This is a genomic window from Mycobacterium sp. E2327, assembly GCF_001672675.1.
Taxonomy (GTDB): domain Bacteria; phylum Actinomycetota; class Actinomycetes; order Mycobacteriales; family Mycobacteriaceae; genus Mycobacterium.
This window is the reverse complement of the sequence record NZ_LZKE01000201.1, coordinates 60781-74323: the sequence shown is the minus strand read 5'-3', so window position 1 is coordinate 74323 and position 13543 is coordinate 60781. Positions and strand designations below refer to the sequence as shown.

Here is a 13543-nt window from a genome sequence, read left to right as displayed (position 1 = left end):
GGGCCGCCGTCACCGCCGCCGCCCCCGCCGGTCCCGCCGGCGCCGCCGTGGCCCAGCAGCACAGCGGATCCGCCGTTGGCGCCGGCGCCGCCCTGCAGGTTGCCGAAGCCCCCGCCGCCGCCCGCGCCGCCGTTGCCGAAGATCCCGCCGGACCCGCCGGCCCCGCCGCCGCCGCCGCTGCTCGCGGGGACGCTGGCCCCGCCGCTGCCGCCGGTTCCGCCGGCGCCGCCGTTGCCGAACAGCATGGCGCGGCCGCCGTGGCCGGCCAGGCCGCCGTCGAGGCTGCCGGGCCCGCCGTTGCCGCCGACGCCGCCGGGCCCATACAACAGCCCACCCGGCGCGCCGTTGCCGCCGTCGCCTCCGATGCCGCCGGTGTTGGAGTCCGTTCCGCCGACACCGCCCGCCCCGCCGGCGCCGAACAGCAGGGCTTGCCCGCCGAATCCGCCCCTGCCGCCCGCACCGCCCATCACTAAGTTGCCGCCGGCGCCCCCGGGGCCGCCGGGCCCGCCGTTGCCGAACAACCATCCGCCGGTGCCGCCGACGCCTCCAGTGCCGCCGAATGCCGTAACAGCATCGCTGGACCCGCCTCTGCCGCCGGCGCCCCCGTTGCCGATCAGCCCGGCCGGCCCGCCGTTGCCGCCGGTCGCCAACGCGGCCGTGCTGTCGCCGCCGCGGCCGCCGTTGCCGAACAACAGGCCGCCGGCCCCGCCGGGTTGCCCGATCCCGCCGACGGTTCCGCCATCGGCGCCGTTGCCGATCAGCGGGCGTCCCAGCAACGCCTCGGTGGGCGCATTGATCAGGCCGAGCAGGGTTTGCTGAACATTCGCGGCCTCGGCGCTGGCGTAGGCGCCGCCGGCGGCGGTCAGATTTTGTACGAACTGGTCGTGCAGCGCCGTCATCTGGGCGCTCACGCTCTGGTAGCTCTGCCCGTGCGATCCGAACAGGGCGGCGACGGCCACGGATATCTCGTCCGCGGCGGCGGCCTCCACGTCAGTCGTCTGGGCCACCGCGAGCGCGTTGGCTTGCCTGATCGCCGAACCGACGCCGGCCATATCGGCCGCGCCCGCCAGCATTGCTTGTGGCCCTGCGACTACAAACGACATCCGGCACCTCGCGCCTTCGTGGATGTACTGCCGAAGCGGATCCTATCGCTATGCGAGGTCACCTGGCTGGGTTTGCCGGTCGACCGATCGCTTTGTAGCCGGGGTGGACATGCGGCGCCAGCCCCTGCTGCCGTGCCACCGCCGCGAGCAGCTCCCGCAGGGTGCGGTATTGCTCCGCGTCGAGCGTGGCGGCGAACCGGAGCTCGTGCTGGCGTGCGAGCTCGGAGAGCTTGCGCATCAACCTTTTTCCGGCGGTGGTGAGGTAAAGGGCGTGCAACCGGCGATCGTCGGGGTTGCGGCGCCGCTCCACGTAGCCGCGTTCCTCCAGTTCGTCGACGTAGACGACGACCCGGCTGGGCAGCATGCCCAACTGGGCGCTGAGGGCCTGCTGGCTGCGACCGGGTTCCGCGGCGATGGCGCGCAGGATTCCCGCGTGCGGCGGCGTCAACTCGAGGGTCGCCACGTGTTCGGCGAACAGCGTCGCGGCGTGATGGCCGAGCTGAGCCAACAGGAAGGCCACGCCGTCGGGACGGTCGCCGGGAACTGATGCCACCGGGCCATCATAGCGTTAGCGAATGATTCGTCCTGTGAATCATTCACGGGCTTGTGGAGTAGCTGAACCGGGCATATCGTTCATCGCATGAACGATTCACGAGCAGATGGAAATCGGCAGTTCGCCGGCCGTCGGCGGCAGGGCGGACCGCCGCTGGTGTTGCTTGCAGTCGTGAGTGTCGGATTGCTGTTCGGCGGCCTCGCGATCGGGGTCGCGCTGGGCGGCGTGATGCCGTTGCCCTACGGCCCGGCGGCCCCGGTCATCGCGTACGTCCGCGGCCAGCCGCTCGCGGTGCAAGTGATCGCCACCGCGGTGTTCGCGTCGTCGGTGCCGTTGGCGATCTACGCGGCGACGGCCAGCGCCCGGTTGCGGCAACTCGGCGTCACCGCCCCCGGCGCGACGATCGCCCTCGCCGGCGGGACGCTGGCCGCGGGTGCCCTGGGCCTGACCGGGTTGCTCGGCTGGACGCTGTCACGGCCGGACGTCAACGCCGACGTCGCGCTGGTCCGCGCCGTCTACTTCCTGGTGTTCCTGGTCGGCGGCCCGGGCCACATCGTGGCGCTGGGGCTGCTGGTGGCGGGCATGGCGGTGCCCAGCCTCGTCTTGGGATTGACGCCGCGCCCGGTGGCGTGGACCGGCCTGGCGATCGCCGCGCTGGCCGAAGCGGCGACGTTGGTCCTGGTGTGGCCCGAACTCGGGGTGATCCTGCCGATCGCGCGGGTCTCGGCGCTGGCCTGGCTGGTAGTGGCGGGCGCCCTACTTCCCCTGCGCCGCAACGACATCCGCCGGACGGCGGCTACGAGCGCGGGTTGACCTCGACTCGATGCAGGTCGTCGCCGAGTTCGATGCGCCCGCCGAATTTGGCGGCGGCCAGGGCGCGCCACTGTTCCTCTTGCCCGGGCACCAGCGCCGGCACGTAGTGCGTCATCACCAGGGTGCCCACGCCCGCGCGGTCGGCGGTCGTCGCCGCCTCCTCCACCGACGAGTGGTAATCGCAGATGTCCTGAAGCCGCTGCTGCGGGATGTTGGCGACGATGTCCTTGCGGATCACGGTGTGCACCAATGCGTTTGCGCCGCTTGCCAGATCGTCCAGGCCCGCGCATGGGACCGTGTCTCCCGCCAGCACCACCGAGGTCGCGCCGGATTCGATGCGGAACCCGATGGTCGGCGCCACCGGTCGGTGGTCGGTCGGCGCGACCCGGATCGACACCCCGTCGCGGTCCCACACCGGGCCTTCGGTGCACTCGTGCACCTCGACCGCCGGTGGCGCGTTCAGGTCGGCGTGATGGGCGATCCGGTAGCCGATGTCGTGGCCGAACGCCTTGAGCGTCGCCGCCACCGTCTCCGCGGTGCCGGGCGGCCCGATGATCGGCAGCGGCGTGGGCTCCGGCGCAAAGGTGGAGATCCACCGGGTGATCAGGAGGTCGCCGAGGTCGCCGATGTGGTCGCTGTGCAGGTGGGTGAGCAGCAGCGCCGACAACCCGGCGGCGCCCACGCCGACCGCCGCCGCGCGCTGCAGCACCCCACGCCCGCAGTCGACCAAAAACACCTGTCCGCCGGCCCGCACCAAAGTCGACGGACCGGCGCGGTCGGGATCGGGGATGGGGCTTCCGGTGCCCAGCAGGGTGATCTCGATCATGGGTTCATCCTTGCAAGCCCGACGGATCCACAGCGGTATTTCACCGTCGGGTTTGGGCCGGGAATCCGAGGGTATTGGAGCCCGCGGTTGCCGCTTTTCGTGTTGGCTTCCCCGCCGAGCGAGTTAGCCGTAGCCTGATGTGAAGCGGATCACAACCGGCTGGAGGCCTTGATGCGGATTGCGGACGTCTTGCGGAACAAGGGCGCGGCGGTGGTGACGATCAACCCCGATGCGACCGTCAAGGAGCTGCTCGCCGGCCTCGCCGAGCAAAACATCGGCGCCATGGTGGTGGTCGGCGACGAGGGCGTCGTCGGCATCGTCTCGGAGCGCGACGTCGTGCGCCAACTGCACACCCACGGCGCGAGCGTGCTGTCGCGGCCGGTCTCCAAGATCATGACCTCCACGGTCGCCACGTGCACGAAGTCGGACACGGTGGACTCGCTGAGCGTGCTGATGACCAAGAACCGGGTGCGCCACGTGCCGGTGCTGGACGGCAGGAAGCTGATCGGCATCGTCAGCATCGGCGACGTGGTGAAGACCCGGATGGAGGAGCTCGAGGCCGAGCACGAGCAGCTGCAGTCCTACATCACCCAGGGCTGATTGCCCGGCTCGGCGATTTGCGGGCACTAGCTCCAGGCGTAGTCCGCCCGTAGCCGGGCGGCGATGACGTCGAAGATTTCGCGGTCCAGGATCGCGCCCTCGCGGCGAATGCCCTCCTCGGGCACGTCGAGCACCCGGTCCAGCCGAACCCAGCTCTCCCGGCCCTCGTAATCCCAGGCGCCGGCCCCGATCCCCACCCAGTCGCGATCGCCGGCGTGGCGCTGCTGGCTGGAGACCATCAGCCCCAGCAGGACGCGGCGGTCACGGCCCACGACCAGGACCGGTCGATCCTTCCCCCGGGTGGGGTCGTCCTCGTAGGCCACCCACGTCCACACGATCTCGCCGGGATCGGCCCGGCCGTCGAGGTTCGGGGCGTAGACCAGCTTGCGTGCCCGTTGGGCGGTGGGAAAGCTGGTGCTGGTCACCGGCCGCCCCGTCGCGATCTCGGCCGGTGACGCTGGCGCGGCCGAGGCGATGACGTTGGCGGTGATCTTCACGGCGCGCTCGAGTTCGCGCGCGACGACCTGGGCGGTCTGCGCATAGATCACCACATTTCGGGCGAAGCGCTGCAACGTCTTCCATTGGGATTTGCGGGGAGACGCCATATTCGCAGCATAACCACGGGCGGCCGGGTGCGAATGTGTCCAAGTAGGTCCCGGCGACCGCGCACAGATACCCTGGACATACCGCTCAGGCGGCCTCGAGCAGGCCCAGACCAGGAGATTCCCATCAGCAGTTTCGCCGACAAAACCTTCACCCCGCCGGCGCAGATCAGGAACTTCTGCATCATCGCTCACATCGACCACGGCAAGTCGACGCTGGCGGACCGGATGCTTCAGCTCACCGGCGTCGTCGACGAGCGGTCGATGCGCGCCCAGTACCTGGACCGGATGGACATCGAGCGGGAGCGCGGGATCACCATCAAGGCGCAGAACGTGCGGCTGCCGTGGAAAGTCGATGACACCGACTATGTCCTGCACCTGATCGACACCCCGGGTCACGTCGACTTCACCTACGAGGTGTCGCGCGCGCTGGAGGCCTGCGAGGGCGCGGTGTTGCTGGTGGACGCCGCCCAGGGCATCGAGGCGCAGACGCTGGCCAACCTGTACCTGGCGCTGGATCGCGACCTGCACATCATCCCGGTGCTCAACAAGATCGACCTGCCGGCCGCCGACCCCGACCGCTACGCCGGTGAGATCGCCCACATCATCGGCTGCGAGCCCGAGGACGTGTTGCGGGTGTCCGGCAAGACCGGGGAGGGCGTCGCCGACCTGCTCGATCACGTCGTGCGTGAGGTCCCGCCGCCCGAGGGTGACGCCGACGCCCCCACCCGCGCGATGATCTTCGACTCCGTCTACGACATCTACCGCGGCGTGGTCACCTACGTGCGCGTGGTGGACGGCAAGATCACCCCGCGCGAACGCATCGCGATGATGTCCACCGGCGCCACCCACGAACTGCTCGAGGTCGGCATCGTCTCGCCCGAACCCAAGCCCAGCGACGGCCTGGGAGTGGGGGAGGTGGGTTACCTGATCACGGGAGTAAAGGACGTCCGGCAGTCCAAGGTCGGCGACACGGTGACGACCGCCCGCCACGGCGCCACCGAGGCGCTGACGGGCTATCGCGAACCCAAGCCGATGGTCTATTCGGGGCTGTATCCCGTCGACGGCTCGGACTACCCGGATCTGCGCGACGCCCTGGACCGCCTGCAGCTCAACGACGCCGCCCTGACCTACGAGCCGGAGACGTCGGTCGCGCTGGGCTTCGGCTTCCGCTGCGGCTTCCTCGGTCTGCTGCACATGGAGATCACCCGCGAGCGCCTGGAGCGCGAGTTCGACCTGGACCTGATCTCGACGTCGCCGAACGTCGTTTACCGGGTCGTCAAAGAGGACGGCAGCGAAATCGTGGTGACCAACCCGTCGGACTGGCCGGAGGGCAAGATCAGCATCGTCTACGAACCCGTCGTGAAGACCACCATCATCGCCCCCAGCGAGTTCATCGGCACCATCATGGAGCTGTGCCAGTCCCGGCGCGGCGAACTGGGCGGCATGGATTACCTGTCGCCCGAGCGGGTGGAATTGCGCTACACCATGCCGCTCGGCGAGATCATCTTCGACTTCTTCGACTCCCTGAAGTCGCGCACCCGCGGCTATGCCAGCCTCGACTACGAGGAGGCGGGCGAGCAGGAGGCCGAGCTGGTCAAGGTCGACATCCTGCTGCAGGGCGAGGCCGTCGACGCGTTCAGCGCGATCGTGCACAAGGATTCGGCGTACGCCTACGGCAACAAGATGACCACCAAGCTCAAGGAGCTGATTCCGCGCCAGCAGTTCGAGGTGCCGGTGCAGGCGGCAATCGGATCGAAAATCATTGCCCGCGAGAACATTCGGGCGATCCGCAAGGACGTGCTGTCCAAATGCTACGGCGGTGACATCACCCGCAAACGCAAACTTCTGGAAAAGCAGAAGGAAGGCAAGAAGCGGATGAAGACGATCGGCCGGGTCGAGGTGCCGCAGGAGGCGTTCGTCGCCGCGCTGTCCACCGACGCGGCCGGGGACAAGGGTAAGAAGTAGCCGTGCGAATCCTCGGGCCGGCGACGGCGTTGATGTTGGTCGCCGCGGTCGCGGGCGGATGCGGCGGCGTGGTGGGTGGCACGGCGAAACCGGCGCCCAACCTGAAGCCACGCCCGCTCACCGGCGACACCGTCCGCCGGGTGCTGCTCGACGGCGACGTGTTGTCGCGGATGCTCAACCAGCCCTTCGCCACCCGCAAGCCGGCCGAGTTCGGCGGACCCGACGTGCTGAGCCAAAAGGACGAAACCGTCTCGCCGGCCAATTGCCTGGGCGTGACGGCGATGCTGCAGAAAAGCGTCTACCAGTCCGCGGACGTCAAAGACGTTGCGGCGCAGTCGTGGTGGAACAACGGCGATCCGGCGCAGGTGATCAGCGTCATCGAGGGCGTCGTCGCCCTGCCGTCGGCCGCGCAGGCCCAGGCGCTGTTCGCGCAGTTCTCGCAACAGTGGCAGCAGTGCAACGGCACCACGACGACGGAGCAGAACGGCCCGATCAGCACGACAATCGTCATCGGCGACGTCCGCGTACCGGACGCCTCCAAAACCATTGTCGCGGCGACGAATACCGCGACGTCGGTGCTGCCCAACATGCCGCCCCTGCGGCCCACGCCACAGGCGCGGGCCATCGGGGTCCAGTTGAACTGCCTCGTCGAGTTGGAGGTCGTCTTCTTCGGCGAGCGGCGCCCGTCCGACCCGGGCTCGGGCAACCTGGACACCAGCGGCATCGACGTCGCGCGCGCCATGATGGACAAGGTCAGCGCCCTGAGCTGACGCGGCGCGTCCTCGCAAGCTGAGACGTTCCTGGGCTCTCCCTGCGTCCTCGGTGTGTCTTACGGCGGCCCTCTCCGCCCCAAAGTAAACTTTCGGTGAACGAAAGAGGGCCGAATGATGAATCAAGTGCGTACTCAGAGTAAATACCGGCGCCGATGTCCGACGCGCAGGGGACGACGCTGGTGCGTGGCGGCCGCGCTACTGCTCGCGATGTCGACCGCCGGCTGCGCCACGATCGTCGACGGCACGGCGCGACCAGCGCCGGGCATGGCGCCGCGATCGCTGCACGGGCAAACCATCAAGCAGGTGCTGCTGGGTCACCGGGCGTTGTCGCGAATCCTCAACCAGTCCTTCAAGATTGATCCGCACTTTCGGCCGCGGTTCGGTGGCCCCGATGCGTTACTGGACGACGGGTGGTTCTCGCCCGGCGACTGCCTGGGCGTGGCGTCGATGCTGCAGCGAGTCGTCTATCAATCCAGCAAGGTGCGTCACGTCGCGGTTCAGACCTGGCGGCACGCCCCGAAGTCCGTGGAGGTGACCAGCGTCAAGGAGGGCGTGGTCAGCCTGCCCAGCCCCGCCGAGGCCCAGGCGCTGTTCGAAAAATTCTCCCAGCAGTGGCAACAATGCGATGGCACGACGATGCCCTTGTCGGGCACGGTGTTCAAGCTGAAGGCTGCGGTCACCAACGTCGAGGCCACGAATCCGGTTGTCTCGGCGACCATTTCGATGGGGTTCGCATCGCGCAGCTTGGACTCGGCGTCCCTGCAGTCCGGGCGGGCCCTCGGCGTCCGCGGCAACTGCCTGGTCGAGGTCGAGGTCGCCTTCTTCGCTGATACGCAGCCGCCCGACCCCGGCGCCGATCCTCAGGCCAGTGCCGTCGACGTCGCGCAGGCCATCTTGGACAAGGTCGGCGCGCTGAGCTGACGGGGCAGGCGCTGACGCAGATCTACACCGGCGCGTTGGCCGGCTGGAACGTACCCGATCCGTCGGCCTCCTCTTCGGCCCGGATGACGTGCACGACGGCGTTGATCAGGGCCAGGTGGGTGAACGCCTGCGGGAAGTTGCCCAGGTGCCGTCCGGTGCGCGGCTCGATCTCCTCGGCGTAGAGGTGCAGCGGGCTGGCGTAGGCCAGCAGCCGCTCGCACAGCCGCTTGGCGCGGCTCACCTCGCCGATCTCGACCAGCGCCGAGACCAACCAGAACGAGCAGATCGTGAACGTGCCCTCCTCGCCGGACAGCCCGTCGTCGGTCTCCTCGACCCGGTAGCGCAGCACCAGGCCCTCCTCGGTCAGCTCGTTGGCGATGGCCAGCACGGTGTTGCGCACCCGGGGGTCGTCCGGCGGCAGGAACCGGGTCAGCACGACCAGCAGCAGCGAGGCGTCCAGTGCGTCGCTGCCGTAGCGCTGGGTGAACACGCCGCGCGAGTCGACCCCGTGCTCGAGGATGTCGTTCTTGATCTCCTCGGCGATCGCCCGCCACTGCTGGGCATAGCTCTTCTCGCCCTGCCGCTCGGCGAGCTTGGACCCGCGGTCGAGCGCCACCCAGCACATCACCTTCGACGACGTGAAATGCTGCGGCTCCCCGCGCACCTCCCAGATGCCGCGGTCGGGCTCGCGCCAATGCTTGATCGCCTCTTCCACCTGCTTCTTGAGCACCGGCCACAGGGTCTCCGGGATTTGCTCTCGCGACTTGGCGTGCAGGTAGAACGAGTCCAGGATCGAGCCCCAGATGTCGTGCTGAACCTGGTCGTAGGCGCCGTTGCCGATCCGCACCGGACGGGCGTGGTCGTAACCGGAGAGGTGGTGCAGCTCCTCTTCGACCAGGCTGCGCTCGCCGCCGACGCCGTACATCACCTGCAGGGGGTGCCGTTCGTTGCTGTTGGCGCCGGAGACGTCGGCGATGAACGCGAAGAAGTCGTCGGCCTCGCGGTCGAGTCCCAGGGTGTAGAGGCCCCACAGCGCGAACGTCGAGTCGCGGACCCAGGCGTAGCGGTAATCCCAGTTGCGCTCGCCGTGCGGCGTCTCGGGGAGCGACGTGGTGCTGGCCGCCAGCAGCGCGCCCGTGGGCGAATACGTCAGGCCCTTCAGCGTCAGCGCGCTGCGCTGCAGGTAGGCGCGCCATGGGTGGTCGGGGAAGTTGCCGATGTTGATCCACTGCCGCCAGCACTCGGTGGTCTGCCACATCTTGTCGGCGGCCTCTTCGTAGGTCTGCGGCGCCGGGTGCTTGGTCCAGCTCAGGGCGACGAACACGTCGTCGCCCTCTTTCATCCGGGTGCGCGCCCGCGCTTCCCGGCCCTCCAGCCCGATGCGCAGGTTGGTGGTCAGCCGCAGCGTCGGGTGCGCGTCGGGTTGCTTGCTGGCGCGCGCGATGGCCTCGCCGTAGGCGTTGGCCGAATATTCCCAGGTCACGCCGACGCGGTGGTAGTCGAACGCCGGCTCGCAGCTCATCATCAGCTCGACGGTGCCGCTGACGCAGCGCACCGTGCGCAGCAGGATGTGCTCGGCGTCCCAGTCCATCGGGGTGCGGCGATGCGTCCGCGAGCGGCGCTCGATGTCATGCCACGGGCCCATCACCAGCGCGTCACGCACGATCAGCCACCCGGTGTGGGTCTGCCAGGTGGTCTCCATGATCAGGCTGCCCGGAAGGTAGCGGCGCGCCGAGGGCACCGAGACGCCGTACGGGCCGAGCCGAAAGTGGCCGGCGCTACGGTCCAGGATGGCGCCGAACACGCTCGGGGAGTCGGGTCGGGGCACGCACAGCCATTCGACCGACCCGGCGGGGGAGATCAGGCACGTCGTTTCCCAGTCGGACAGGAACGCGTAGTCGGCGATCGGCGGAAATGGGTTCCGCAGCGACGCCGAGGGCGCGAGTGGGGCGGGCGCGCTGAAATCGATCGGCGCAGCCAGCGCCGTCTCGGGAGGCGCGTCGAACGCCTCGAGAGGCGCCTCCGCGGGAGCACCGTCGGCCGGCTGGTCGGCGGGTTGGGCGTGCAGAACCATGCCGACATCATCGACTGTCAACCTGCCCGGCGTCCAATGTTTCCATTAGGTGTCGGTTGGGTGCGGGTGCCGGGGGCGAATAGGGTGAGCCGGGTGGGCGGGTTTCTGAATTGGTGGGACGGCAACGAGCTGTGGCTCTCGGGGCTCGCGTTCGTGCTGCAAGCCATGATCGTGATGCCCGTCGTTTTGGCGGTGGCTTACGTCACGGCGGGCCTGCTGGACCGCCTGCTTGGAAAGGGCATCAAGTTGATGCGCCGTGTTCGGCACGCCGATGGGGCGCCCGGGTAACGCCCATGCCTCGCTCGCACGTGACGTTGATTCTGGTCACCCTCGTCGTGCTGGTGATCGTCACATGGCTAGCGACGCACTGACGCTCGATCGGGTGCGCGGTGGCGGCCCAGCGAATTCCTGTTAGGCTTCGCGACATGCACATGGCAACCGGCGTGGTGGAATGCGCTGTCTTTGTGCACTGTTGTCGCTGACTCCAACCCGTGCGCGGTTTGGTTAGGGGTCGTCGACTCTCCTGAAGTCTCATCGCCTTTCCGCTGCAACGGGATCCAGACCAGTTGTCCCGCCCGAAACAGCAATGAAAGGCCACCGATGCTCACCGACATGGGCAGTGCCCGGCGCTGGCGACCTGTCACCGTACTCGCCCTGATCGTCGGTGTCGTCGCCGCTTGTCAGGGCGGCCCCAGCGACGTGGTGGGCGGGAGCGGCCCCAGCAATGCGCGCACGAGTCTCACCCTGGTCGCCTATTCGGCCCCGGAACCCGGCTGGAGCAAGGTGATCCCCGCCTTCAACGCCTCCGACGAGGGCAAGGGCATCCAGGTGATCACCTCCTACGGCGCCTCCGGCGACCAATCCCGCGGCGTCGCCGAGGGTAAGCCGGCCGATCTCGTCAACTTCTCGGTCGAACCCGACGTCACCCGGTTGGTCAAGGCGGGCAAGGTATCCAAGGACTGGAACACCGACGCCACCAAGGGAATCCCGTTCGGGTCGGTCGTCACGCTGGTGGTGCGCAAGGGAAATCCGAAGAACATCAAGGACTGGGATGACCTGCTGCGGAATGGCATTGAGGTCATCACGCCCAGCCCGCTGAGTTCGGGATCGGCCAAGTGGAATCTGCTTGCACCGTATGCCGTCAAGAGTGAAGGCGGCGCCAACGGTCAGGCCGGCATCGACTTCATCCATAAATTGGTGAGCGAACACGTCAAGCTGCGCCCCGGTTCGGGACGGGAAGCCACCGACGTCTTCGTCCAGGGCAGCGGTGACGTCTTGATCAGCTACGAGAACGAGGCAATCGCGACCGAACGTGCGGGCAAGCCGGTCGAGCACGTCAACCCGCCGCAGACGTTCAAGATCGAGAACCCATTGGCGGTCGTGACCACCAGCCCGCACCTGGATGCCGCCGTGGCTTTCAAGAACTTTCAGTACACCGCCGCGGCGCAGAAGGTGTGGGCGCAGGCGGGCTTCCGGCCGGTCGATCCCGCCGTGGCGGCGGATTTCCGCAGCCAGTTCCCCGCGCCGGCGAAGCTGTGGACGATCGCCCAACTCGGCGGCTGGGCCACGGTGGACCCGCAGCTGTTCGACAAGAGCACGGGCAGCATCACCAAGATCTACACGAAGGCGACGGGATGACCGCCACCATCACGCCCGTCCGCCGGGCGGCCCGAGTCACCCGGCGCCCCCGCGGATCGGGCACCACATCGTTACGGGTCGGCGTCGCGACACTGTGGCTGTCGGTGATCGTGCTGCTGCCGCTGGGGGCAATCGCCTGGCAGGCCGCCGGCGGCGGCTGGCACGCCTTCTGGCTCGCCGTCACGTCGAACGCCGCGCTGGAGTCGTTCCGGGTGACGCTCATCATCTCCGCCGGCGTGACGGTGGTCAACCTGGTGTTCGGGCTGGTGATCGCGTGGATGCTGGTGCGCGACGACTTCTTCGGCAAACGGCTGGTAGACGCCATCATCGACCTGCCGTTCGCGCTGCCGACCATCGTCGCCAGCCTGGTGATGCTGGCCTTGTACGGAAACAACAGCCCGGTGGGGCTGCACCTGCAGCACACCGCTTGGGGCGTGGCGGTGGCGCTGGCCTTCGTCACGCTGCCGTTCGTGGTGCGGGCCGTTCAGCCGGTGCTGCTGGAGATCGACCGGGAGACCGAGGAGGCGGCGGCCTCGCTGGGCGCGAACGGCCCGAAGATCTTCACCTCGGTCGTGTTGCCGTCGCTGACCCCGGCCCTGTTATCCGGTGCGGGCCTGGCGTTCTCGCGAGCGATCGGCGAGTTCGGTTCGGTGGTGCTGATCGGCGGCGCGGTGCCGGGCAAGACCGAAGTGTCCTCCCAGTGGATACGGACGCTGATCGAGAACGACGACCGCACCGGAGCCGCCGCGATATCCATCGTGCTGCTTGCGATTTCGTTTACCGTGCTGTTCATCTTGCGCATCGTGGGCGGGCGCGCGGCCAAGCGCGAGGAGTTGGGATAATGACGGCGTCGTCGACGAGGTCTCGCTACCTCATCCGATTCCTCGGGCTGACATACATCTTCGTGTTGCTCGTCGTTCCGGTGTCGCTGATCCTGTGGCGGACCTTCCGCCCCGGGCTCGGCCAGTTCTTCGACTGGGTGAGCACACCGGCCGCGGTATCGGCGCTGAATTTGACGCTGCTGGTGGTGGCCATCGTGGTGCCGCTCAACGTCGTTTTCGGGATTCCGACGGCGCTGGTGCTGGCGCGCAACCGGTTTCGGGGAAAGGGCGTGCTGCAGGCGGTCATCGACCTGCCGTTCGCGGTCTCGCCCGTCATCGTGGGCGTGGCATTGATCCTGCTGTGGGGGGCGGGCGGCGCCTTCGGGTTCGTCGAGAACAACCTCGGCCTGAAGATTATTTTCGGCCTGCCCGGGATCGTGCTGGCCAGCATCTTCGTCACGCTGCCGTTCGTGGTGCGCGAAGTGGAGCCGGTCCTGCACGAGTTGGGCACCGATCAGGAGGAGGCGGCCGCCACCCTGGGTTCGAGTTGGTGGCAGACGTTTTGGCGGATCACATTGCCGTCCATCCGGTGGGGCTTGACCTACGGCATCGTGCTGACCGTCGCGCGCACGCTCGGCGAGTTCGGCGCGGTGATCATCGTGTCGTCCAACCTGCCGGGCAAGTCGCAAACGCTGACATTGCTTGTCGCGGACCGCTACAACCGCGGTGCCGAGTACGGCGCCTACGCGCTCTCGACACTGCTGATGGGTGTGGCCGTGCTGGTCCTGATCTTCCAGCTGGTTCTCGACGTCCGCCGGGCACGAGCGACCAAGTAAGCCGGACAAGGAGAC

The 13543-nt window shown here is 68.3% G+C and carries 13 protein-coding genes and 1 pseudogene; 9 read left to right on the top strand and 5 right to left on the bottom strand.

Annotation, left to right across the window (positions count from 1 at the left end):
- Both A5712_RS23160 and A5712_RS23155 read right to left on the bottom strand, forming a co-directional pair.
- A partial coding sequence (locus tag A5712_RS23160) for a PE family protein (RefSeq protein WP_082973609.1) occupies nucleotides 1-1103 on the bottom strand: 1103 nt, incomplete at its 3' end.
- Between the two features lie 58 nt (nucleotides 1104-1161).
- Complete coding sequence (locus A5712_RS23155; RefSeq protein ID WP_068110341.1) at nucleotides 1162-1656, bottom strand: MarR family winged helix-turn-helix transcriptional regulator; 495 nt, start codon at nucleotides 1654-1656, stop codon at nucleotides 1162-1164.
- An 87-nt stretch (nucleotides 1657-1743) separates the two neighbouring features.
- Between A5712_RS23155 and A5712_RS23150 the strand changes: the two genes are divergently transcribed.
- The gene (locus A5712_RS23150; RefSeq protein WP_231982210.1) at nucleotides 1744-2469 is read left to right on the top strand and encodes a hypothetical protein; all 726 of its coding nucleotides are present in this window, start codon (nucleotides 1744-1746) and stop codon (nucleotides 2467-2469) included.
- Here the strand turns inward: A5712_RS23150 and A5712_RS23145 are convergent.
- Complete coding sequence (locus A5712_RS23145; protein WP_068110338.1) at nucleotides 2453-3295, bottom strand: ribonuclease Z; 843 nt, start codon at nucleotides 3293-3295, stop codon at nucleotides 2453-2455. The genes A5712_RS23150 and A5712_RS23145 overlap by 17 nt on opposite strands.
- 171 nt (nucleotides 3296-3466) lie before the next feature.
- Between A5712_RS23145 and A5712_RS23140 the strand changes: the two genes are divergently transcribed.
- Nucleotides 3467-3895, top strand: a complete 429-nt coding sequence (locus A5712_RS23140; protein WP_068110336.1) for a CBS domain-containing protein — start codon at nucleotides 3467-3469, stop codon at nucleotides 3893-3895.
- 26 nt (nucleotides 3896-3921) lie between these two features.
- Here A5712_RS23140 and A5712_RS23135 read toward each other — a convergent pair whose 3' ends face one another.
- The gene (locus A5712_RS23135) at nucleotides 3922-4500 is read right to left on the bottom strand and encodes a type II toxin-antitoxin system PemK/MazF family toxin (protein ID WP_068110335.1); all 579 of its coding nucleotides are present in this window, start codon (nucleotides 4498-4500) and stop codon (nucleotides 3922-3924) included.
- Between A5712_RS23135 and lepA the strand changes: the two are divergent.
- From lepA to A5712_RS23120, 3 genes and pseudogenes are all read left to right on the top strand, one after another.
- Nucleotides 4482-6465 (top strand): annotated as a pseudogene (lepA, locus tag A5712_RS23130) (translation elongation factor 4). The gene A5712_RS23135 and the pseudogene lepA sit on opposite strands and share 19 nt — an antisense overlap.
- A 2-nt stretch (nucleotides 6466-6467) precedes the next feature.
- The gene (locus A5712_RS23125) at nucleotides 6468-7235 is read left to right on the top strand and encodes a sensor domain-containing protein (protein ID WP_068110331.1); all 768 of its coding nucleotides are present in this window, start codon (nucleotides 6468-6470) and stop codon (nucleotides 7233-7235) included.
- A 186-nt stretch (nucleotides 7236-7421) separates the two neighbouring features.
- On the top strand, nucleotides 7422-8159 hold the full coding sequence (locus tag A5712_RS23120) for a sensor domain-containing protein (RefSeq protein WP_197519476.1): 738 nt from the start codon (nucleotides 7422-7424) through the stop codon (nucleotides 8157-8159).
- A 22-nt stretch (nucleotides 8160-8181) separates the two neighbouring features.
- Here the strand turns inward: A5712_RS23120 and A5712_RS23115 are convergent, their stop codons facing one another.
- Nucleotides 8182-10233, bottom strand: coding sequence for a glycoside hydrolase family 15 protein (locus A5712_RS23115; protein ID WP_068110327.1), 2052 nt, complete (start codon nucleotides 10231-10233; stop codon nucleotides 8182-8184).
- A 93-nt stretch (nucleotides 10234-10326) separates the two neighbouring features.
- Here A5712_RS23115 and A5712_RS23110 point away from each other — a divergent pair, with 93 nt between their 5' ends.
- From A5712_RS23110 to cysW, 4 genes are all read left to right on the top strand, one after another.
- Nucleotides 10327-10521, top strand: coding sequence for a hypothetical protein (locus A5712_RS23110; RefSeq protein ID WP_068110359.1), 195 nt, complete (start codon nucleotides 10327-10329; stop codon nucleotides 10519-10521).
- Between the two features lie 312 nt (nucleotides 10522-10833).
- Nucleotides 10834-11871: a sulfate ABC transporter substrate-binding protein gene (locus tag A5712_RS23105; protein WP_082973606.1), complete on the top strand. Its 1038-nt coding sequence runs from the start codon at nucleotides 10834-10836 to the stop codon at nucleotides 11869-11871.
- Nucleotides 11868-12713, top strand: coding sequence for a sulfate ABC transporter permease subunit CysT (gene cysT, locus A5712_RS23100; RefSeq protein WP_068110324.1), 846 nt, complete (start codon nucleotides 11868-11870; stop codon nucleotides 12711-12713). Before A5712_RS23105 ends, cysT begins: the two co-directional genes overlap by 4 nt.
- Nucleotides 12713-13528 carry a sulfate ABC transporter permease subunit CysW gene (gene cysW, locus A5712_RS23095; protein WP_068110321.1) on the top strand — a complete coding sequence of 272 codons (816 nt, stop codon included), beginning with the start codon at nucleotides 12713-12715 and terminating at the stop codon, nucleotides 13526-13528. Before cysT ends, cysW begins: the two co-directional genes overlap by 1 nt.
- Nucleotides 13529-13543 lie beyond the last annotated feature (15 nt).

Excerpts from the sequence above, each read along its gene's own strand:
- A5712_RS23150 (WP_231982210.1), top strand. The coding sequence starts at position 1,744 with ATGAACGATTCACGAGCAGATGGAAATCGGCAGTTCGCCGGCCGTCGG.
- A5712_RS23145 (WP_068110338.1), bottom strand. The coding sequence starts at position 3,295 with ATGATCGAGATCACCCTGCTGGGCACCGGAAGCCCCATCCCCGATCCC.
- A5712_RS23140 (WP_068110336.1), top strand. The coding sequence starts at position 3,467 with ATGCGGATTGCGGACGTCTTGCGGAACAAGGGCGCGGCGGTGGTGACG.
- A5712_RS23135 (WP_068110335.1), bottom strand. The coding sequence starts at position 4,500 with ATGGCGTCTCCCCGCAAATCCCAATGGAAGACGTTGCAGCGCTTCGCC.
- A5712_RS23115 (WP_068110327.1), bottom strand. The coding sequence starts at position 10,233 with ATGGTTCTGCACGCCCAACCCGCCGACCAGCCGGCCGACGGTGCTCCC.
- A5712_RS23105 (WP_082973606.1), top strand. The coding sequence starts at position 10,834 with ATGCTCACCGACATGGGCAGTGCCCGGCGCTGGCGACCTGTCACCGTA.
- cysT (WP_068110324.1), top strand. The coding sequence starts at position 11,868 with ATGACCGCCACCATCACGCCCGTCCGCCGGGCGGCCCGAGTCACCCGG.
- cysW (WP_068110321.1), top strand. The coding sequence starts at position 12,713 with ATGACGGCGTCGTCGACGAGGTCTCGCTACCTCATCCGATTCCTCGGG.